The 19796-nt window shown below is 54.8% G+C and carries 23 protein-coding genes; 6 read left to right on the top strand and 17 right to left on the bottom strand.

Annotated elements, in window-relative coordinates; all coding sequences use genetic code 11:
* Positions 1–41: 41 nt before the first annotated feature.
* Positions 42–482, bottom strand: coding sequence for a hypothetical protein (locus tag BS29_RS15020; RefSeq protein WP_229954449.1), 441 nt, complete (start codon positions 480–482; stop codon positions 42–44).
* A gap of 171 nt (positions 483–653) precedes the next feature.
* Here BS29_RS15020 and BS29_RS15015 point away from each other — a divergent pair, with 171 nt between their 5' ends.
* From BS29_RS15015 to purQ, 6 genes are all read left to right on the top strand, one after another.
* A complete protein-coding gene (locus BS29_RS15015) occupies positions 654–1658 on the top strand; it encodes a DUF4349 domain-containing protein (RefSeq protein ID WP_229954448.1) in 1005 nt (334 codons plus the stop codon).
* Positions 1659–1780: 122 nt separating this feature from the next.
* Positions 1781–2560 carry a phosphoribosylaminoimidazolesuccinocarboxamide synthase gene (gene purC, locus BS29_RS15010; protein WP_229954447.1) on the top strand — a complete coding sequence of 260 codons (780 nt, stop codon included), beginning with the start codon at positions 1781–1783 and terminating at the stop codon, positions 2558–2560.
* Between the two features lie 154 nt (positions 2561–2714).
* Positions 2715–4019, top strand: coding sequence for a HupA family protein (locus tag BS29_RS15005; RefSeq protein ID WP_229954446.1), 1305 nt, complete (start codon positions 2715–2717; stop codon positions 4017–4019).
* Between the two features lie 8 nt (positions 4020–4027).
* The gene (locus BS29_RS15000; protein WP_229954445.1) at positions 4028–5482 is read left to right on the top strand and encodes a surface lipoprotein assembly modifier; all 1455 of its coding nucleotides are present in this window, start codon (positions 4028–4030) and stop codon (positions 5480–5482) included.
* A 118-nt stretch (positions 5483–5600) separates the two neighbouring features.
* A complete protein-coding gene (gene purS / locus BS29_RS14995) occupies positions 5601–5855 on the top strand; it encodes a phosphoribosylformylglycinamidine synthase subunit PurS (RefSeq protein ID WP_229954444.1) in 255 nt (84 codons plus the stop codon).
* A 3-nt stretch (positions 5856–5858) separates the two neighbouring features.
* A complete protein-coding gene (gene purQ, locus BS29_RS14990) occupies positions 5859–6515 on the top strand; it encodes a phosphoribosylformylglycinamidine synthase subunit PurQ (protein WP_229954443.1) in 657 nt (218 codons plus the stop codon).
* Between the two features lie 7 nt (positions 6516–6522).
* Here purQ and BS29_RS14985 read toward each other — a convergent pair whose 3' ends face one another.
* The 16 genes from BS29_RS14985 to BS29_RS14910 all read right to left on the bottom strand — a co-directional run bounded on the left by BS29_RS14985 (position 6523) and on the right by BS29_RS14910 (position 19693).
* Positions 6523–7023, bottom strand: coding sequence for an AHH domain-containing protein (locus BS29_RS14985; RefSeq protein ID WP_229954442.1), 501 nt, complete (start codon positions 7021–7023; stop codon positions 6523–6525).
* 169 nt (positions 7024–7192) lie between these two features.
* Complete coding sequence (locus BS29_RS14980; protein ID WP_229954441.1) at positions 7193–8299, bottom strand: OmpA family protein; 1107 nt, start codon at positions 8297–8299, stop codon at positions 7193–7195.
* A gap of 183 nt (positions 8300–8482) precedes the next feature.
* Positions 8483–8935: a DUF2793 domain-containing protein gene (locus BS29_RS14975; RefSeq protein WP_229954440.1), complete on the bottom strand. Its 453-nt coding sequence runs from the start codon at positions 8933–8935 to the stop codon at positions 8483–8485.
* A gap of 44 nt (positions 8936–8979) precedes the next feature.
* On the bottom strand, positions 8980–11181 hold the full coding sequence (locus tag BS29_RS14970; RefSeq protein ID WP_229954439.1) for a phage tail protein: 2202 nt from the start codon (positions 11179–11181) through the stop codon (positions 8980–8982).
* Positions 11182–11613, bottom strand: coding sequence for an NlpC/P60 family protein (locus BS29_RS14965; protein WP_229954438.1), 432 nt, complete (start codon positions 11611–11613; stop codon positions 11182–11184).
* A gap of 3 nt (positions 11614–11616) precedes the next feature.
* Positions 11617–12435: a DUF2163 domain-containing protein gene (locus tag BS29_RS14960; protein WP_229954437.1), complete on the bottom strand. Its 819-nt coding sequence runs from the start codon at positions 12433–12435 to the stop codon at positions 11617–11619.
* Positions 12432–14789, bottom strand: a complete 2358-nt coding sequence (locus BS29_RS14955; RefSeq protein ID WP_229954436.1) for a DUF2460 domain-containing protein — start codon at positions 14787–14789, stop codon at positions 12432–12434. The genes BS29_RS14960 and BS29_RS14955 overlap by 4 nt, the downstream gene beginning before the upstream one ends.
* A gap of 4 nt (positions 14790–14793) precedes the next feature.
* Positions 14794–15372 (bottom strand): tail tape measure protein, encoded by a 579-nt coding sequence (locus tag BS29_RS14950; RefSeq protein ID WP_229954435.1) that lies wholly within the window; start codon positions 15370–15372, stop codon positions 14794–14796.
* Positions 15365–15730 (bottom strand): phage tail assembly chaperone, encoded by a 366-nt coding sequence (locus BS29_RS14945; protein ID WP_326838471.1) that lies wholly within the window; start codon positions 15728–15730, stop codon positions 15365–15367. The genes BS29_RS14950 and BS29_RS14945 overlap by 8 nt, the downstream gene beginning before the upstream one ends.
* Positions 15730–16044, bottom strand: a complete 315-nt coding sequence (locus BS29_RS14940; RefSeq protein ID WP_229954434.1) for a gene transfer agent family protein — start codon at positions 16042–16044, stop codon at positions 15730–15732. The genes BS29_RS14945 and BS29_RS14940 overlap by 1 nt, the downstream gene beginning before the upstream one ends.
* A complete protein-coding gene (locus BS29_RS14935) occupies positions 16037–16444 on the bottom strand; it encodes a phage tail tube protein (protein ID WP_229954433.1) in 408 nt (135 codons plus the stop codon). Before BS29_RS14935 ends, BS29_RS14940 begins: the two co-directional genes overlap by 8 nt.
* Positions 16445–16732: 288 nt before the next feature.
* Complete coding sequence (locus tag BS29_RS14930; RefSeq protein ID WP_229954432.1) at positions 16733–17131, bottom strand: DUF3168 domain-containing protein; 399 nt, start codon at positions 17129–17131, stop codon at positions 16733–16735.
* Positions 17128–17346 carry a hypothetical protein gene (locus tag BS29_RS14925; RefSeq protein ID WP_229954431.1) on the bottom strand — a complete coding sequence of 73 codons (219 nt, stop codon included), beginning with the start codon at positions 17344–17346 and terminating at the stop codon, positions 17128–17130. The genes BS29_RS14930 and BS29_RS14925 overlap by 4 nt, the downstream gene beginning before the upstream one ends.
* The gene (locus BS29_RS14920) at positions 17346–17675 is read right to left on the bottom strand and encodes a phage head completion protein (protein WP_229954430.1); all 330 of its coding nucleotides are present in this window, start codon (positions 17673–17675) and stop codon (positions 17346–17348) included. The genes BS29_RS14925 and BS29_RS14920 overlap by 1 nt, the downstream gene beginning before the upstream one ends.
* Complete coding sequence (locus tag BS29_RS14915) at positions 17672–18217, bottom strand: head-tail connector protein (protein ID WP_229954429.1); 546 nt, start codon at positions 18215–18217, stop codon at positions 17672–17674. The genes BS29_RS14920 and BS29_RS14915 overlap by 4 nt, the downstream gene beginning before the upstream one ends.
* 306 nt (positions 18218–18523) lie before the next feature.
* On the bottom strand, positions 18524–19693 hold the full coding sequence (locus BS29_RS14910; RefSeq protein ID WP_229954428.1) for a phage major capsid protein: 1170 nt from the start codon (positions 19691–19693) through the stop codon (positions 18524–18526).
* Positions 19694–19796: the final 103 nt, after the last annotated feature.

The raw sequence follows: 19796 nt of genomic DNA, 5'->3' as shown, positions 1-19796 counted from the left end.
CGATGAGCGATAGCAGGGTCGATTCCGCTTGTGGAGAGGGATTATTGGCTAAGCCATTCTTTCGGCAGATCCACGCCTTCACGCTCATTGTCCCAGATCATCGCCATGATCCACCATCGTGATCCGTCATTCCACAAATGCACCATGTTCACACCGCGAAACTGGATCTCCGGATGGTCGGGTGTTTCACGTGCCTCATAGGTTGAATAGACATGGGCGATCTGCCCGAAGACATCTGTCTTGCGGCCAATTTCAATCTCATAGAACGACCGCCCCGCCAGCAGCGGGATGGTAGCCTCGACAAATTCATCGTAGCTGAAGGGAAAGATGACCGGCTTGCCATCAACGATCCGCGTACGATTGATCAGCGCCTTGGGATGATAGATTTCCCGGTCACGCTCCCATTCTTGTCCGCCCGGCGGCCCGGAAATGCAATCATAGAGTGTTTCCATGACCTCATCGATGGTGGTATATTTCGTCATTTTAAGACCCTGCAGTTTGTGAAATGGAAACAGATTTAGGAAAGCGTCTGTCTTTTATCAGTAAAAATTTGATCCATTATCTGTTCATCTTTCATACTACACGTTTTATCGTTGACGATATATTGTTGCTACAATAGCTCTGGAGGCTCCCCGAAGAGAGGAACGGGACTTATGCGAACTTCATTTTTTTGCGTAGTGGCTCTATGCGCTCTGACTGCGTGTAGCGACGGCAGTGAATATTCAGCGGAATATGAGGCCGCCGATTATGTTTCGGCAGACTCAGATAAAGCAGCGGCTCCTGAGAACCAATTTGGCTTTTTTGAGGCGCGCGCGCGTTCAGCTAGCGAAATTGCCCGTGACAATGCAAAAGCTGAGGTACAGTCTTCCAGTAATACTGCATCAGAAGCGCCAGACGACACCGCAAACAGTAATGATATTCCCGTTTCCAAACCGCAAATCGCTTATAGTTACGAATTTGGATATCGCGTTTCTGCGGGAGAGATTTCCAAAGTCCAAAAGCAACATGCCAGCTATTGCGAGGAACAGGGCCCATCTATCTGCCGTGTCATCAACTTAAGGCGCAGCGGTGATGAGGCAAACTACGCCTATGCAATGCTTCACCTCGAAGTCGCAGCGCCCAAGGCCAAGGGGTTCGGCACCGGCCTTACAGATATCGTTGAGGAAGCTGGTGGATATGAAGCCTCTACAGCCATTGAGGGGGAAGACCTGTCCAAGCAGATTGTCGACACTGAAGCGCGTTTGCGTAGCCGGGAGCTGCTTTCCGAACGGTTGACCGAATTGCTTCGCACACGCAGCGGAAGTGTTCAAGAGCTGGTGAGAGCTGAGCGAGCGGTCACAGAAGTCAACGAGGAAATTGACAAAGCCCGCAGCTGGCTTGCCGAAATGCGGGGACGGATTACGTTCAGCAAAGTCATTGTTAACTATGAATCAAACGCGCCCGGTGCGGGTAGCTTCACCGCTCCTATCCGAAGCGCATGGAACAATATTTCAAGTATGTTGGGATCGTCTATCGGCGCACTGATAACAATATTGACGGTCACGCTCCCCTGGATAGTGCTTCTGGCCTTGGTCATCTATTTGCGCCGCCGGTTCAAGGGAGCGGACCGCACATTCTGGGGCCGAAAAATCGAACCTCCGTCACCGACAGAGGATTGATTGCACCGCCCCATGCTTTGGCTTATAGAAGAGACCAGTTGCCCCGATTTGTTCGAGTCCGCTTGATTCGCACGATCGGGGCTTGGTTTTTCTAAGCTTCTTCCTGTGAGTAGGAACATAATATGTCCCGTCGTCGCCAAATTTACGAAGGCAAGGCCAAGATCCTCTATGAAGGACCAGAGCCAGGCACTATCATTCAATATTTCAAGGATGATGCAACAGCCTTCAATGCCGAAAAAAAGGGCACGATCAACGGCAAGGGCGTGATCAATAACCGGGTAAGCGAGCATATTTTTACGCTGCTCAACCATATTGGTATTCCCAGCCATTTCATTCGCCGCCTGAATATGCGCGAACAATTGGTGAAACAGGTAGAGATTGTTCCGATTGAAGTCATCGTGCGCAATGTCGCCGCTGGCTCTTTGAGCAAACGCCTGGGCATTGAAGAAGGTACACCGCTACCGCACACGCTGCTCGAATATTGCTACAAGGATGATGCTCTGGGTGATCCGCTTGTGGCAGAAGAGCATATTGCCTGTTTCGGTTGGGCGACGCAGGAAGAAATGCAGGATATTTCGGCCATGGCGATCCGCATAAACGACTTTATGGCGGGTATGTTTGCGGGAATCGGAATAAAATTGGTAGATTTCAAACTGGAATTTGGCCGGCTTTTTGACGGTGATTTTTCGCGCATCATCTTGGCCGATGAAATCAGTCCAGATGGTTGCCGACTATGGGATATCGAGACGAACGAAAAGCTGGACAAGGACCGGTTCCGCCGTGATCTTGGCGGAGAAGCTGAGGCATATCAAGAGGTTGCCCGGCGCATGGGCCTCCTTCCGGAAGGAGGGCTGAGTGAAGTACTCGACCTGGATAGTGAACGGAAAAAGCGCGGAAAGTAACCATAGCTTTTCGGGCTATTCTTAAATGATGGTGTGCATTGTCCGCGGAAAGGGCGGGCTATGCAGCCTTAAAGTAGCGCGATGGTTTACGCGAATTTAACCATTAGACTGATAGCACCGCCCTCATGTGGAACTCATGTGAGGAATTTGTCCGATGCGTCTTTTGATCTTGTTAGCCAGTACAACAATGCTTGCCGCATGCGGCGGTGCCGGCCCCCAATCTGCCGGCAGCGCAGCGCCACCACCCACTGTTGGCGGCGGTTCCGGCGACGGTAGCGGAGAGACACATAGTTTTGTCAATCCGACTGAGCAGAGAACTTATATCGCTGTTGGTTCTTCCCATAGCTATTCGTACGACGCAGGGCCCGACTTGATGGCGTTCGATGCAGATGGGAACCCGGTTCTAAATCCAGATGGCAGCTATGCAACGCGGATAGCCCGTCAAGATGGTCAGCTCTATCAAGGGAATGCGACAACCGTTCGCAATAGCAATCTCAGCATTGATTATAATCCGCGCGATGCAATCTTTAATGTGAGTTTCAGCAACGGCCTAGCAGGAACATCGGGCGCAAGCCGATTTCAAGACCCCTTGCACCGTACCAATTTTGGAGGAGCAATCGAGCCTCAATTTGGCACTCCCAATTTGGGATCTGCCCAGTGGAATCTTCCCGGTATCAACTATCTAGAATCTGGAGCTAGCGACAATGTGGTTTTCGACCGCAGGATACCTGGAGAATTTGTCTTTGATCTCATCGACCCTTCTGCCCCTGGCAGCTATGACTCCACCACTTTTTTCTACCAAACACCAGGAACTGAAACACAATATGTTACTTTTGCAGGGTATTTGAGAAATACGGCCAGCGTAACGCAGCGAGATTTCATACAGGCAGACGGAATTACCGTTGCGCAGCATCCCGGGCAACAGAATACATTTGAACGCGGTGCATTTGCTTATGGAGAGCTAAGCGCCAATGACAACGTACCAACCAGCGGCACCGGTTCGTTTGAGGGCACAATGCTCGCGTCGATGGTCTTTAATGATCAACCCGATTTACTAGGCAATAGGGATACCTATTTCCAATGGATAGCCGGACGGGCAACAACCAATGTGGATTTTGGTGCCAACACATTCGCCTTATCGCTCGACGGTACCGTTGGTGCACCCTTATTCGATGGCACTAGTGGAAGACAAAGTGTGCTGGAGAATGCTCAGTTTCGCGCCAATGGCGCAGGCCAGATTGACCTCGTAGCAGCTGGCGGTTTTTTTGGTCAGTTTAACGAAGCCTGGTTTGTGAATCCCGGCGGGGCTCGCCTCGACGTGAACATTGCTGGATCGAGCATCGACGGCGCGTTCTATGGTCCCAATGGCGAGGAAATTGGCGGCGGATACCGTATTGTCGGCGGAACGCCAGATGAGCGTATTGATATATTGGGAACCTTTGTCGGCCGCGGCAACTAGAGGCTAACATGTCCATACAGGCTGCAAAAAAACGAGCGTTTCTTTTGGGAAGTGGGCTCGCCACCTCGCTATGCGCGGTTCCCGCATCTGCTGAAGCGGGAATAGGTGAAGATGCGGATGCCGAAGCCGTGGTTGATGTGGTAGCTCCAGCGGCAAAACCAAGATGCGATACCGCTGGTACATGTCGCTTTCAAATCACCCCGGCGCAGTTACTGGCCAAAGCCGAAGCGCTGGTCCAAGCTGGACAATATGACCGCGCCCTTCCGCTCGTTCAGGCGTTGGGCCAGGTACCGCATCTGCAAATGCAACAGCAATTTCTTGCTGGTTACATTGCGGTAGAGACCGGCGAACTGAAAACAGCCATCAAGAATTTTCGGTCAATTCTGGACAATAACCCTGGTCAAACAAGAGTGCGGCTTGAGCTCGCAAGAGCCTATCTAATGAGCGGAAAAGAAGCGAGTGCAGATTATCATTTTCGTCTGGCGCAAAATGACGAAAATCTGCCGGATGAAATAGCGCGGACGATCCGCAATACCCGCAGCATTTTAAGAGATCAGCGGGTTTGGCGGTTCAGTTTTGATTTCGGTTTCGCTCCTGATACCAATATCAACGGTGCAACCAATGCCGAAACAATTGACGTCAATTTTGGTGCGATTTTTCCCGTGCTCGGCGATGCGCAAGGCGAACTGGAGCTAGATGAAAATGCACGGCGAAAATCCGGGGTTGGACAAATTGCCGGTTTCTCTGGCGGTGTTCGCTTGAAAGCCAGCGATAAGCTCGCTTTTCTGTTCGATGCTGACAGCAAAGTCATCAACTATCGCGGCAAGGATGCTGATGACATTGTTGGGCAAATTGCGGCTGGTCCGGAATTTCGGATTGCGCGCTATGCCAGCGTTTCTTTGCAAGCCGTCGGTCAGCAACGGTGGTTTGGTGGAAAGCTGGCTACACGGGAATATGGAGGGCGGCTGGGCTTTCAGGCCGCGCTCAGCCAAGGTCAGAGAATTGGCATCGAGCTGGACGGTCGCCGCAAGGACTCAAAGCTAAGCGATAGTTTCAGTGGCTGGCAATTGGGCGCGAATGTTACCTATGAGCATCTAATTGGAAAATCACTGATCGCTTCCGCAAGCGTCTTTACCCGCCGCGACTTGCTCAATTCGGACGGGTTTTCGAGTATCAACTATGGTGTTAATGTCGGCGTTGGTGGTGAGCTACCCTTCGGTTTGAATGCCGGTATTTCCGGAAGCGTCAGTCGTTCAAAATATGACGAGGCGATACAGCTCTATTCAACGGAAAAGCGCAATGATTGGCGCAGCTTCGCAAGAGCTTATATTGGTAGTCGCAAGATCAAGGTGCTCGGATTCTCGCCGTCCATCGATTATAACTATTCACGTGTCGACAGCAATTACGACCTGTATCAAATGAACCGCCACCGGGTGAATTTCAAATTTGCTAAATTTTTCTGATCTTGATCGGATTATGGTAATTATTCCGATCATCGGATCATAACCATCTCTTGCTCCCTGTGACGACGGCGCTATAGGAAATAGCGCATCCTGTCGGCCACTCAAAAGAGCGAGATCCATGAAGATAAGAATATTCGTGACACTAAAAAACGGTGTCCTCGACCCTCAGGGAAAAGCCATTCATCATGCTTTGGAAAGCTTGGACTTTAAAGGGGTTAATGATGTGCGCGCCGGAAAGCTCATCGAACTTGATGTGGATGACGGGACGAGTGATAGCGATATCGAGAAAATGTGCGAAAAACTGCTGGCCAACACAGTGATCGAGAATTTCGAGATTGAGAGGCCGACCGATCAAGCCGCACGAGAAGCCTGACCCATGAAATCAGCTGTTTTAGTCTTTCCTGGTTCCAACTGCGATCGCGATATGGCTGTCGCTCTGGAAACTGTAACTGGGCAGAAGCCGCATATGGTCTGGCACGGCGATAGCGCGTTGCCAGACGACCTCGACATAATCACAATTCCGGGGGGCTTTTCTTATGGCGACTATCTGCGATCCGGTGCGATGGCCTCTCGAGCGAATATCATTGGATCGGTCGTGCAGGCTGCTGAAAAAGGGGTAAAGATACTCGGCGTTTGCAACGGATTCCAGATTTTAACAGAAATTGGCCTGTTACCTGGTGCGCTGATGCGCAATGAGAATATCGAGTTTATCTGCAAGGATGTAGCACTGTCGGTCGGACAGAACCGTTCTGTGTTCACATCCGGCTATGCAAAAGATGAGACTATCACTATTCCCGTCGCCCATCATGATGGTAATTATTTCGCCGATGATGATTGTCTGAACGATCTGGAAGATAGGGATCAAATAGCTTTTCGCTACACTGACAATGTCAATGGATCGGTGCGAAATATTGCTGGTATCTTGAATGAGCGCGGCAATGTCCTTGGTATGATGCCACATCCCGAACGAGCCATTGACAGCAAACATGGTGGATCAGACGGCCTAAGGCTATTCGAAAGCCTTTTGGGTTAAACAGCGCCTATTTAACGGGCGGCCATTGTGTTTGCACACATAATATATCGACACAATCGTCCAAATCACGGAACGCTTCAGACGTCACTCCGGGATCTCGTTTGTTTAGACGGAGGGTTGCCATATTTCTGCCCAACAGCGCTCGCCGAAGCGTAAACTGCAGCAAGCTCACCCTGAATCGAAAAAATGATTGGCGCTGAAATAGACTTTCGATCTGCTCACTTAATTTGATGATGAGCAGCAAACGATCAATGACCAATTCATTGTAACGCGGATGGGGTCCGCGATGAAGCGGGCGCCCTGTTTGCAGTGCGACGCGTTCGTTGGAAGGCAGCAAAATGCCGTTCTTGTCAAAGTCATCAAAATCGAAACCACCTTCCATCTCTCGATGGAGCGGAACAGCAACATCATCAATGGAGCCCGCTTGCAAGGGTATCAGATGATGGCGTTGATAATGCGGATTATAGCCGTCCGCGTTCTTCCGGTTTATCTTTGAAAAACGGGTCATGGCCTTCTTGACCATGAAGGATGAATTACATCTTTCGGTCAAGTATCAATGGAATTGATGGAAAGCGGACTGCAATATTGCAATCTCCGCCTAACCCACAGGCAGACCCCCAAACAAAAAGGGCCGGCCCGAAGACCAGCCCTTTTCATTAACTCGAGTGGCGAAGTTATTAGTTTCCTGAACCAGGACCGTACATAACTTCAACACGCCGGTTCTGTGGCTCGCGAACGCCGTCTGCGGTTTCAACGCGAGGGCGCGATTCACCGAAGGCTTCGCTGGAGATCGCTCCGCCGCTGATGCCGCGTGATTCGAGATAAGCCCGAACCGAAGCATTACGACGCTGAGACAGACCAACGTTGTAGCTGGCGGAGCCAGATTTATCAGCGTGACCTGCCAACATAACCTGAGCCGAACCACAATCACCATAAGCCGTAACCGCGTTGTCCAGAACTGTAGCAGCTTCTGGTGTGATGTCTGACTGATCCCAGTCAAAGAACACAATATACGGTCCAGGTGCACACACAGCAGCCGGTGGAGGCGGCGGTGGTGGTGGAGGCGGTGGTGGCGGTGGCGGAGGTGGAGGCGGTGGTGGTGCATCCGGCTCGCCGCCAAAGTTATAGATCAAGCTACCCAAGATAGAATGGGTACGCAGACGGGTGCTGACATCGTTACCAACCTGATCAACAAGATCGATTTTGTCCGCGTTAAAGAAACGATATTTCAGACCAACGTCCCAGCTATCACTCAATGGCGCGCGGATACCCGCAATGGCCTGCCAAGCGAAACCGGTGTCGGAATCGTCAAGGTAAGGGCCAGCAAAAATGTTGGTAATCTCGGTACGAGCCACACCAACACCGCCGCCAACAAAGCCTTGAATGCCGTCATCGTCACCGAAGTCCAGCATGCCGTTGAGCATGAAGCTCAGAGCATTAACTTCGCCGTTAATGTCCGTGACGCCTGCGAAAGTTCCGGTTCCGTTCGCATTGGTAGGAATTCCTGGTGCACCGATCTGAAGTCGATCAGCCGCTGCCATTTTGTAAGCAACTTCTGTTTCCAGACGGAAACCGCCGAAATCATAACCGACGATACCACCAAAATCATAACCGGCGTCATGATCTACTTCTGATGCATTATCATTCGTGCCAATGTCGGACGTAATATCCTCAACCAGCATTGCGCCGCCTTCTACGCCAACATACCATTGGCCGTCGCGGGCCAGGGCAGGTGAAGCGAGGGCCGTGGAGGCAAGAGCCAATCCTAAGGCAAGCTTCCGCATTTATATTCCCCTTCTCATTTAGGTTCTGAATTCACGGCGCTTTGTAACCTGTCCCCTAGAGCAGTGCAAGCCGACAAATCGTGTAACTGTTGCGAAAATGTCGCCATTTTCGTGATTTAACTGAAAAAATGCCCTCTAAGGTGCTGCAATCAGGGTAAATTGTTAGCCATAATCGGATTTGTCTCAGGGTATTCGAGGTAAAATCGCTACTATTCTTAGAATTTCCAAAATCGAATCAATCGCGGATCGCGCTTCCTGATCAATTTTTTCACCGCCAGTTGGTGCATTCACGCCATCCACAAACTGCCAGGCATCATTTTTGTAAATCGCTAATTGCTGAGCCTCCAATACCATAATCTTCATTGTTTCCTGTGGTTTAATGAAATGCCATCCCCCGGATGACCATCCGGCAATCTGCTTGTCTTTGCCGCTCCATTCTGCAACGGCGGAAGGTCCGACCAGCCAACATTGTCCAGCCTCCGGTACCAATATCTGCGGATCATCGACAATGGCCTGAACGACCGGATGAACCAGAAAATCAAGTAAAAGCAGTGCCTCATTGTGAAATAGCTCCTTATGCGCCTGACCGGCAGCCAATAGGGGCAATGAAAAGCGGGGGGTTTCAAATATTGTCATTTGCGTTCCTTTGATTTGACATATTCGGACGGGGGTGATTGCGCCTAGATGGCAATGGCGAGAGACAGTGGTTCCGAGATGTTGTGACGGCCGATTTGCCGGATCTCGAGCGACAAGATACTCACCCCCGATTCCCGATATTCTTGAACGACATCGGCCGAGATGGTGATTGATGGTTGCCTTGGTTCGTGCACGAGGCTGGGGTTGACTGACACGCGGTAACGTTCCGTTTCTTCCGCCAATGGTGTTTCGATATGATCGGGCCATAGCAATCCGGCGCGCGACCGCCGGGTCCAGTCGATTTCCAAGTCTCCATTCACCGTGAAACGATGCCGTGGGTGTACCGGAGACCATGGCTTTAGGGCGCGTCCCGGCAGGTCGATCGATTGCAGCACTGGCGCCGCGTCTCCTCGCCCGATCACAGTCAACTCAAAGGGTTGAAATGGCGTAAAATGCCGATCATCAATCTTGGTCAAACCAGGGCCATCCAAAAGGACAAAATCCTCATCGGTAGCATGCCTATCCATTTCATGCTCTGTACCGCCCAAGCCTCTCAATAAATGGGACAGCAGATAGCGGCCATTGCCAATTGGTTCGGCAAAGCCAAACTGGATCAGCTCCTCACCGACAGCCGCCATATTATTGCCGTTCCACAATTGCTCGCTATTTGCATCATTGAGCATCATAGTTCGGTTGTGCAATTGCACGACCAAGCGATTCTTCCGATCGATTATATGGTGACCGCTCGATCCCAAGGCCCCCTCAGCCGTACCTATGATCGCTGGTGCAGCAACCTGTCCGATATAATCCGTCGCGCTGCCATTGGTGCTCGAAGCATATAGCTGCGCATTACGCCATCCCACATTTCCCGCCGCAGCGGCATAAAGTTTCGCGCGGTCGGATGGTTGAGTTGGCGCTTCGATAGCAAATGGCAGATCGACAAGCGCTAGACGTGTGGGCCCAGCCAGCGCATCCTGTTCCCTGATCGGACGGCCATTGTCTGTGGGCCTGTCTGCAACCGCCAAAATGCTGGTCGCTTTCGATAGACCTAGAGCCATGCTCGAACGGTTCAGTTCCACATTGCGTACCGACCAAATGTCATCGCTATCATCTATCCGGACAAAAGCCCCTGGTGATACCGGTTGTACTGTTCTTGCTATGTGCACCTGTGCAGTGGCACGCTCCTGATAAAGCGACCATAGTTTCGCGTGCGCAAGCCGCTTTGCCTGCCCGGCCGACATCGCCGCTGGAAAGTCGCGATTGCGCACGACCCGGCTTTGCCCGGGCCGGAATGCATTTTGGAGGCCGGATTGATAATCTCGCTCTGGATCATAATAGCGCAAGGCAAATTGCCGAGGCAATTTCGTTTCTGGCACTATCTGCGATTCGGCAGGATCTACAGCGTGATCATTATGCACCGACAATAGCGTGTCTTTCACCGCCAATATTGTGTGATCGGGATCCAGTTCGCGTGACTTTGACGCTATCATTCCCGATCTTTTGGTTTGAAAAGACAGGGAATAATTATCGCTGATCAAGTTCAAAACCTCACGGCGGTTCGGTCCAGCAGCGGAAAATCCGTCAAGCGCCTGATCTGCCGATGCCGATATCCTTTCCCCCGAAATATCATCGAGAATGATCCCAAGGCTTACCGTCCCGTCATCCGCAATGATTTCAAAAGTCAGCGACGGGATGCGGTTGCCATAGTCGGTTAGATCCATGTCCTCAAAAACCGCTAGCGCGAGTCCGCGATAGGCCGGTGTACCGGCCATAGTTTCAACACTGGCGATAAGACTATCGACGCGTTGGTCCTCATGGCCATTATAAAAGCGAAAACCTGTTTCGGTTTTGAAATCACCGGCTTTACCGCGCAAAATTTTCCCGTCCGCCCAGATCCGTCCAATCGCTTTGATGGACCGACTGGACAGTGCAACTGCTAGACTTGCGGAATAGCTGTATGTCGTGCTGCGCGGGCGACGCTTGCCGCCGCCACTTGTCTCTCTTGTTTCCTTCAGGTCGGTGGCCCACACGACGGAACCCGCCACCCGCATCTTACCGAAGATACGGGGGATCTGTGATCCATAGCTGGATGTCTGCACCGCCAGTTCCTGTAGGCGCGGCCCATCTACACTTTTGGGCTTGAAGAGAATGTTCTGGTCAAATTGCTGCCCCAGCAGCCCGCCCAGCGCACCACCAATAGGCCCGCCCAACGCTGTACCCACGGCGGTCAAAACCAAAGTTGCCATCTAGCGCTCCGTCAATCTGAAGATCTTTTCTATCGGCCATTGCGTTGCACCTGGCGTAAAAACCACCTGACCAAGCCCGGCATGGGCATGGACAAAACCATCTTCGGTCTTGACCATCAGATGCCATTGAATCGGACTGGGACGCACCAGTATGATGTCGCCCTCTTGCTCTGGGTTACCAGGCGACAAAGCGGTAAATCCAGCCAATGACATGGCCTCTTCGATCTGCTCCACCGACCCGCTACGGATAGAATAGCCAGTGGGTATATCACACTGGATACCAGCAGCAGCCAGACATTGTGCCGCAAGCCCGATACAGTCGAGACCGTGATCCGCACTGCGCCCATGCAAGCGAAAATCGCTGCCACAAAGTTGCAATGCCATTTCAGCAATCATGCCGGAATGGTCGGTTTCAGAATCATTTGATGCCATTGATCATGCTCCTGGATAGCGGGTGAGCAGGTCATTGCCGGGTAGATGCGGCTCACCACGAAAATTTATGCTGTTTTGGAATCGGTCCCGACAGGTTGAGAAATTCTTGTCGCAGCCAGCGGTTAAAAGCGCCCGATCTCCGATCGACACGGGTTGCGCCGGTTGTTCAGCCAGCTGGATCGTATCACCTTCGCCTCCGATAATCGCAAAGCTGAGGCCGCAATTTTGCCCGCTCAACCAGCGCAGCTCGCCGAAGATGTAATCGGCTGCCTGTCCGCCCAATTCAGAAAATTCGAGGGAGCTGTCAGCAATCTGTGTCACTTTCATCTCAGCCTGATGCTTTGCCAGGCTGACCTTGCAGGCCCGGTCACCTAGCCGCGCACGGCATGTGGGAGAGGTCAGCGGCGCGATCGCCTCGTCAAGAAAAGATGTTCCGCCCAGCATTTCCACACGAAAAGCGTCGCCGGAACGCGTGATCTCACCAAATTCGCCGCTTATCAAATGGAGCGGGTCCTCTGTCGGACTTTCCCAGTTGACGAAAGATATCGACAACATGGCTCCATTCCAGCGGCCGGACATCAAGTCGGCCTCGGAAATGGCTGCGCTTGTCATCACGCCTTCAATATCGACGCTGTCCATCTCCAGACTGTCGGATAGCGCGATGGTCGAAGGCACCATTCCCGGCGCGGCGCGGTAGCGCAAGCTATCGATGATAAGGTCACGGTCATGTGACACGAAACCCAATGTGACACCGTCCGCTCGCTCCAGTCGCCAGGCATAGCAGCTGGTGGTCAGCGGGAGGTCCAGCCAGGCGATGCTCATGGCGTTTCCCGCACTTCGATAAGGCGGACCTCGGGAATTTCTCCTGCCAAAAAGCTATGAACACTGACGTTTAACTGATCGTCGGCAAAGCGCACTGGAACATCGAACAGGAAACCAGCCTTGATCTCAGCATCCACTGGTGGCGGATTATCAAAAACGACCTGTCCGAGCGGGCCTAAGGACCAGTTGCTGACCAGTGTGCTGTTAACAGAAACGCGTATGGACGAGGGCACCGGCCGCGTGATCAGCCGCTGCTGCGTTTCTGTCTCGTCCCCTGCTTCGCCGTAATTTTTGACCAGTTGAAAGCGGCTCTGATTGCCATCGCCAATCCCAATAAATTGATCGGTTGGGGTTGGCGGATCGACCATATCACGGCTGCTATGGTCATAGGGATCGGTAAACCGGAACGTCTTCGCCGCGCCGCGCCGCCCGCGGAAAAAAGCGATCAATGTCCGCAATTCCTCTTCCGACCGCACACCCGGCCCGGCGTCAAATTCCAGCCGCGCGTCTGCCCAATCGCTATTGCGTTTTTCATGACCGGAAAGGGTTGTGACAATATCGGTTGAGAAGCGCGGCGAAACCGTCGCACCGCTACCGATTGCAATCGGGAATTGCACATCGTCAAAGGCGTTCATATCGTCCTCCTGTTCCTGAAAATAGGTAAAGCCGTCTCGGGCGACCTGTGGCAGCGCCCAGATGAAGATATCGGGCGTGCCGCGGGCTCGTGCGGCGGCAACGGCATCCACCATATTGGCCCAGATGAAACTGTCTTCGGCTTGCAGCACAAAGCCGGAAAAATATTGCTGCCGATCCATCGGATAACTGAGCCGCTCGGTCGCCAGATCGATACCACGCTGGGTGGCGGACTGATCGCCGGCAATCACCCAGTCATAATCCTCCAGCTGCAGGATATCGAAAGCGGGACTGGCCCAGCCCACTGGCAGATTGGCGCGCTTTGCTTCCGGTGCCGCCTCATCCAATATGGTCGGTAGATAGGCGAGCAGGAACGTTTCAACCGGCGCACCCAGTGCTTCATTCTTGACCGCAGCGACGAGATCAGCGGTCGACTGCGCCAGCATCGCGCCAGCCATATCCAGCATCGCCTTTTGCGCCGCCGTTTTCGGCCCGCGTATGTCCGATATGCTGACCAGCGCGTCACCAAAGGCCGCTTTAGCCGCTGCGTCATAGAGGCAGATACGGCCATCCTCCGGCATGATCCACCACCATGGTTCGCCAACCTGAAACTGGATTGCCGCACCAGCATCGCGGGCAATGGCCGTGAAGGCCCTGGCAACGGCCTGCAAATAACGCATCGCTGGCCGGCGTGCGGGCGACAGCAAGGTTGATGGTGGCACCCAGCCAGTGAGCGCCGGTTGTCCATTTTCTGCCCGCTGTTTCCAATTGTTCCAGCAATGGGCGTCGAACAGCTCGTAGGATAACGAGAATATGACCGTGAAATCCATCGCCTCCGCTCGCGTGACGAAATCGCGGTGCCATGCGGTGCAAGGCTGATTGATCGCCGCAAATTCCTCTCCGGGCCGCGGCACGGACAGGCTGACATAGAGCCCTGCGCCATTGGTCTCGAGCCGGAAATAGTGGCTCATCCCGACATAATGGTTGATCGCGCCGCGATAGCCGAGCGCGCGGATCGACCGCAGCAGGCGTTCTGGCGTCTGGTTGAAACTGTCGTCATAGCCTGTGGCCATGGACAGGCCGTTTTCCGGCACCAAGATATCGCCAATTTCCAGAATCGCGCCGCCGCCATCGGCATTGATCTTGCTCATCTCGACCCAACCGATCTGGGGCGTGTCATAGCGCGTGCCCGCGCCATCATAGTCCGGCGGTATGATTGAAATAAACATCCGGTCGATATCCTGCGGGTGGACCGGGTCCGCTTCTCCCGGCAGCAGAAAACCGCCGTCCAGACTGGAAAATTCCAGATTGATGGTCGCGTCGGTCGGCGTGCCGCTGGCATAGTTCCACAGCCGGACAAACCAGGATTTTGGATTGCCCGCCGCATCCCGACCCTCAATCGTCAGGGTCGGACCGTTGACTTGATCCAGCGGCATGATCCCCGAAGAGCGCCAGTGAAACTGCAGGCTGAGCCGCGCATAATCGCGGCTTGTCTCATAAGCGAGCAGCGGATGATCGAGCGTGTCTTCACTGTCCCAGATCAGCCCCGCCAGATCATCCGAATTATAGAAAACCGCATCCACACGCAGCGCATCCGGCGCGGTGGTCACTACGGATGCCATCATCGGGCGCGGAAAATTGACGGTCCAGAAGCGCGGATCGAACCGCTGAATAAAATTTGTCTGCTGTGAGGTGCGTTTGTTCGCCAGCCAGAAACCCATGGGTTCAGCCCTCCCGATAGGCCAGCGCACTGCGCACCGCGCGGGCCACTTGCCGGCTGGATCGCCGCATCTGGTCGGGGGCGCTGCTCTGGCCATTGTCCGAGATATTGATGGTCAAACGGACATTTGGTGCAGCGGCGCTCGCGCCATGGGGTTCAATCCGTCCCGCTGCGGTTGGCACAAACAATTCGGGTCCCTGTTCGCCAACCATATAGGCACGGCCGCCGGCAACAGGACCGCCAGTTGCTCGCCCCGGTGCGCCCAGAGCAGCGCCGAGTATCGAAGTTCCCAGACCAAGCAAACCCTTGCCGCCACCGCCTCCAAGCAAGCTGCCGATGCCGCTATTGACCGCCGCATTCGCAATATCCGCCATGACCGACAGCGCGACGCCTTTCAGATCCTGGAAATCCAGCGACCCGCGACGGATCGCTCGGCTCAGACTGGTTTCCAGAGCCGAACCGGCACGCTCCATGCCGCTGGCAAGCGGCCCATCCAGCTGAGACTTCATGTCCGCGACATCTCTGGCAAATCCGTTGGTATCGGCCTGGACAGCAATGACCAGACGTTCAATTTCTTCATCCATGATCGAGGGTTTCTTTCAGTTTTTGGAGTTGGATTTTGTCCAGCGGTTGTGTGCTTGCCGATGCTGGCGACGCTGGCGATAGCGCGACAAGGATCGCGGCAAGTTCAGCGGGCGTTGCGGTCCAGAACTGATCGGGCGTCCAGCCGATAGTGGCGGGTATCAGTCCAGCGAGGCGGGCGGCTGAGGTGCGGAAGCCGCAGTGCTCCTGCGCAGGCAGGAGCCCATCTCTTGCCATTGCACCTGACGGCACCGGAGAGGGGGTGCTCTTACTCGGAGACTGGCGCTCACCAATGCCGTTGCTGATCGCCGATGGATCAGGAGATGGATCCCTGCCTTCGCAGGGATACGGGATTGCCATTACCGTCCCTGCAATATCTGTTTGAGCAGGATTTTGAGGACAGGCGTCACCCCTGCCAGCCCCAGCGCCATCATCGCTTCGCCCAATTGATTGCGCGTCAGGTCAGCTGGTCGATCCCGGATCACATGCCAGAAAAGCCCCGCCACTTCCGACAGCATCAACCGTCCGTTTGCGGCCCGTTCGACCAGATCAAATAGCGAGCCCAGCTCTTCTTCGGCGGCCACCAATGCTGCGAAACTGGGGCGCAAAATGAGCCGCCGATCACCGACCAATAGCTCGGCCTCGCCGCGCAGGCTATTCGCGCGCTCAGACATGAGAAACCGCGCCGGAGCTTTCGAGGCTCAGCGTATAACTGCGTTCGCCATTATAATCGCCGCTATAGTCGAGCCGCGTGACCAGAAAATCACCGCGCATCCGATCGCCGCTTTCAAAGCTGAGTTCATAAGCATCGATCAGTCCGGCCAGCGCATGGTTCTTGATCCGCAGTTCGGCGTCGGAACCCGTGAACACCCCGGCCCCCGATACCGAAACAGAGCGTATCCCCGCGCCGGACAAAAGCTCTCGCCAGCCGCCGCTATCCTTGTTGGTGATCACCACGGGTTCGCCGTTCACCGACAGCTGCGTCGTCCGTAGCCCTGCAATGGTCGAATAGGTCGCCGGGTCCTGCCCGTCACCGATTTTAAGAAGAAAGGCGCTGCCTTTTTCTGCTGGCATAGTTGGTTCCTTTATTGGGTTGGGGTTGAGGGGGTGGTAATGTTTGTTGGACTTTGAGAGCTGGGTTGGGAGGAGTCTTTATTGAACCTCAGGCGCCGGGCGGGCACATCCGTGCCCTTGGCTATCCTCGCATAAGCTCGGGCGCGCAGTCGCGCTTGCCGACGCTATGCGTCGGACTGGCGGCAACCTGGAGGTGATCCGACCGAGCGAAGCGAGGCAAGGCCGACCGGCCGCCGCGCCTTATGGCGCGCAGCCAAGCGGGCGGATGCCCGCGCCCGGCGCCTGAGGTTAAATAAACAACACCCGCGCACGATATTCGATCAATCCGCTCCACGGGCTCGTTGCATTTCGCAAAATCCGGCTCCGGCGAAAATCAAAGGTTACGATCTGCCAGTCGGCCGGGTCTGCCAAACCACCTGCCAGCGCCTCTTCCACCAGGGCCATGATCCGGTGCAGGCGTCCAGCGCTTTGGCCATCGTCATGCACGGACAGCGCCAGGCTGAGTTCGCGGCCGACGCCGCCCTTGAAACCCCAGTCCAGCGAGGCGCCTGTTGCCAGGGCGATATAGGGAAATGGCGCGCGCGGGGGTGGCCCGTCATAGACATTGCTGATCACGTCGCTCAGCGGCTGATGCGCCTTCAACGCCATCACCAGGCTTCGCTGCACCGTCTCCAATGCGCTGCTCATCGGACACCGCGCATCAAAAAGGCGACATCGCGCAGGCTGCTATTGTGGAGCAAGTCTTGGCCCAGCATGTGCCCCGAAACCACCACTTGATCGCTGGTTTCTTCGACCGACAGTTTATCCGATAATTCTTCCGCCAGCGCTTCTTTCAGGGTCGCTTTGGTTTTTTGAAGTTTGGCCTCTGCCAAGACCTCGACCTTCTGTTTTAGAGTATCCATTATCGTATCTCCTCGGCTTGCAGAAAGGTTCTGGGGATCAGGCGATGATCGGCGGATACCGACTGGACGATCATGTTACGCTGGTTCCAGATCAGATGATCCCCCGGACGCACTGCATTGGTTTGTCGCATGGTGAAGCGCCATCGCGGCAGGGCCGAACGACTATTGGCTAAGGCTTCATCGCCGACACCCATGGGCTGCGCTGCGGCCCAGAATGCACCAATATGCTCGCGCTGATCGACCGCTGATCCCAAGGCATCGCGCGCGGCCGACTGCCGCTCAATGCGGATACGCTCTCGTAGGTCACCGGCAAATTCGGGCCCGTTCATGCCAACCTCATTCGGCGATGCGGTCGCCACAGGGCGGTAACCGCGCTGGGCGGGCGACCAGCATCGACGCCATCGCGATGGGTATAGAGATAACCCGCCAATCGCACGACGCCCTGCCGCAAGGTCATCGGAATCGTCGTCCAATCCACCGCCAGCCCGGCTTCATAGGTCACGGCAATTCGGGTTGCATCAGTCGCCGGATGCAGTTTCACCCAGCCGGTGCCATCGGCATCGATATCGATCGCATAGTCACTGGCAGGCAGCGGTATTCTGACGCCATTTGATGCCACGGCTTCGACCAGCGTAATCGCCTGCACTGGCCGCCTTTTCAGTTTCTGCCATTCCTTGCGAGCGGGGATCCGCTCACACACTGTCCGTGCAATCAACAACTGGCCGATGAAATTTTCGCATAAATGGGCGGCGTTTTGAGTGAACTGCGTAATCGCACCATCATCTTCGCCATGGTCGATGCGCAGGAAATGTTTCACATCTTGGATCAACTCTGCCGGCAAAGCGGGCAGGTCTTCAGAGGGGAAGCTCACTTGTGGGGCATCCTTTCAATGGGGGGTGGGGGAGAGGTTTTGTTTATTCCCTCAGGCGCCGGGCGGCGACATCCGTCGCCTTGGCTTTCCTCGCATAAGCGAGCCAACATTATTTGGCGCGCGGTCGCGCTTGCCTCGCTGTGCTCGGACAATGCTCTCAAGATTGGCACCAGACCGACGCGAAGCGGAGGCAAGGCCGACTGGCCGCCGCGCCTTATGGCGCGTAGCCAAGGCGACGGATGTCGCCGCCCGGCGCTTGAGGTCCAAAAAAACCCGCCCGGCGCCTGAGGTTCAAAAAATAAAAACCTAGTTCACAGAGAAGCGCATCAGCTTGATCGCTTCGCTGTTCATCACCTGACCGCCAACGCGCTTGGTGGCGTAGAAATGCACAAACGGCTTGTTGGTGAACGGATCGCGCAAGATGCTGGTCGCACTGCGTTCGGCGATCAGGTAACCGGCGCGGAAATTGCCGAAGGCGATCGCCAGGCTGTCGGCCGCGATATCCGGCATGTCCTCCGCTTCAATCACGGGATAGCCGAGCAGCATATCCGGCTGACCCGATGCCAGCGATGCCTGCCACAGGAACGCGCCATCCGCGGTCTTGAACTTGCGGATCTGCGCCAATGTGGCGCTGTTCATCACAAAGCTTGCGCCCTGCCGGTAAGCGGGTTTCAGCGCGTGGACCAGATCAACGAGCGCATCTTCACCATCCGCTCCGGCAAAACCGCCAACCGCGCCCGATGGCACATATTGCAGCGACCCGAAGCTGCGCACATCATCCGCTTCATCGGTGACCGGCGCGTTCAGAAAACCGCGCGGCTGGTTGACCCCGGAACCGCCGACAAAGGCGGCTCCCTCGGCCTGCGCAAATTCCCGCGCAATTTCATCGGCGAGCCAAGCCTCGACATCAAAGGCCGCGTCATCAAGCATCGCCTGAGACGCCGCCGGATTGGCATAAAGCTCTCCGGTCGGCGGGGCGATTTCGTTGAAATTGGGGGTGTCGGTTTCCGGCCGTCCGGCGGTTTCGCTAACCCAGCCCGACGGCGTGCCGCCATTGGTGACCAGCTTGCGATAGCCGGCGCTGCCGGTCTGCACCACGGTCGCAAGCGAACGGATGGGCGAGATGTCCTTCAGCGTCCGGCCGATCAGCGCATCAATTTCTTGTGGCACCGCAAAGCCGCCTTCGGGACCGGATGCGCCGGAAAAGCTTTTCAGCTCAACACCGCTATGATCGCCGCGACGAAGATATTTGGATGTGAAATTGCGCGCAGCAAGGGAAGACGCCATGCCTTTTGTGCCTTCATCATCTCCGGCCAAAACGGGCCGCGCCGATGCTTTCGAGATGTCGGCCATCTGGGTCTTGAGTCCATCAACATCACTGCGCAGTTCCGCGATATCTTCGGCCATCAGCACCGTGTCAAAACTATCCTCCAGCGTATCGGCTTTGGTTTCGAGGGGGGTATTGGAAATATCCATGCTATTCCTTTCTAGTGAGTGAAAATTCTCTGGGGTAAAAAGTGGCCTGAAATCAGGCGGCTAGTGTGTGTTTGTTCTGCATATTGGGGTCGACAAGCATCGG

Origin of the sequence: Parasphingorhabdus litoris DSM 22379 (assembly GCF_020906275.1) — a bacterium.
GTDB lineage: Bacteria > Pseudomonadota > Alphaproteobacteria > Sphingomonadales > Sphingomonadaceae > Parasphingorhabdus > Parasphingorhabdus litoris.
The sequence above is the reverse complement of the archived record's forward strand: the minus strand, read 5'-3'. Positions and strand labels throughout refer to the sequence as shown.

Bases quoted from the DNA above. Each gene is read 5' to 3' on its own strand.
- BS29_RS15020 (WP_229954449.1), bottom strand. From the start codon at position 482: ATGACGAAATATACCACCATCGATGAGGTCATGGAAACACTCTATGAT.
- BS29_RS15015 (WP_229954448.1), top strand. From the start codon at position 654: ATGCGAACTTCATTTTTTTGCGTAGTGGCTCTATGCGCTCTGACTGCG.
- purC (WP_229954447.1), top strand. From the start codon at position 1,781: ATGTCCCGTCGTCGCCAAATTTACGAAGGCAAGGCCAAGATCCTCTAT.
- BS29_RS15005 (WP_229954446.1), top strand. From the start codon at position 2,715: ATGCGTCTTTTGATCTTGTTAGCCAGTACAACAATGCTTGCCGCATGC.
- BS29_RS15000 (WP_229954445.1), top strand. From the start codon at position 4,028: ATGTCCATACAGGCTGCAAAAAAACGAGCGTTTCTTTTGGGAAGTGGG.
- purS (WP_229954444.1), top strand. From the start codon at position 5,601: ATGAAGATAAGAATATTCGTGACACTAAAAAACGGTGTCCTCGACCCT.
- purQ (WP_229954443.1), top strand. From the start codon at position 5,859: ATGAAATCAGCTGTTTTAGTCTTTCCTGGTTCCAACTGCGATCGCGAT.
- BS29_RS14985 (WP_229954442.1), bottom strand. From the start codon at position 7,023: ATGACCCGTTTTTCAAAGATAAACCGGAAGAACGCGGACGGCTATAAT.
- BS29_RS14980 (WP_229954441.1), bottom strand. From the start codon at position 8,299: ATGCGGAAGCTTGCCTTAGGATTGGCTCTTGCCTCCACGGCCCTCGCT.
- BS29_RS14975 (WP_229954440.1), bottom strand. From the start codon at position 8,935: ATGACAATATTTGAAACCCCCCGCTTTTCATTGCCCCTATTGGCTGCC.
- BS29_RS14970 (WP_229954439.1), bottom strand. From the start codon at position 11,181: ATGGCAACTTTGGTTTTGACCGCCGTGGGTACAGCGTTGGGCGGGCCT.
- BS29_RS14965 (WP_229954438.1), bottom strand. From the start codon at position 11,613: ATGGCATCAAATGATTCTGAAACCGACCATTCCGGCATGATTGCTGAA.
- BS29_RS14960 (WP_229954437.1), bottom strand. From the start codon at position 12,435: ATGAGCATCGCCTGGCTGGACCTCCCGCTGACCACCAGCTGCTATGCC.
- BS29_RS14955 (WP_229954436.1), bottom strand. From the start codon at position 14,789: ATGGGTTTCTGGCTGGCGAACAAACGCACCTCACAGCAGACAAATTTT.
- BS29_RS14950 (WP_229954435.1), bottom strand. From the start codon at position 15,372: ATGGATGAAGAAATTGAACGTCTGGTCATTGCTGTCCAGGCCGATACC.
- BS29_RS14945 (WP_326838471.1), bottom strand. From the start codon at position 15,730: ATGGCAATCCCGTATCCCTGCGAAGGCAGGGATCCATCTCCTGATCCA.
- BS29_RS14940 (WP_229954434.1), bottom strand. From the start codon at position 16,044: ATGTCTGAGCGCGCGAATAGCCTGCGCGGCGAGGCCGAGCTATTGGTC.
- BS29_RS14935 (WP_229954433.1), bottom strand. From the start codon at position 16,444: ATGCCAGCAGAAAAAGGCAGCGCCTTTCTTCTTAAAATCGGTGACGGG.
- BS29_RS14930 (WP_229954432.1), bottom strand. From the start codon at position 17,131: ATGAGCAGCGCATTGGAGACGGTGCAGCGAAGCCTGGTGATGGCGTTG.
- BS29_RS14925 (WP_229954431.1), bottom strand. From the start codon at position 17,346: ATGGATACTCTAAAACAGAAGGTCGAGGTCTTGGCAGAGGCCAAACTT.
- BS29_RS14920 (WP_229954430.1), bottom strand. From the start codon at position 17,675: ATGAACGGGCCCGAATTTGCCGGTGACCTACGAGAGCGTATCCGCATT.
- BS29_RS14910 (WP_229954428.1), bottom strand. From the start codon at position 19,693: ATGGATATTTCCAATACCCCCCTCGAAACCAAAGCCGATACGCTGGAG.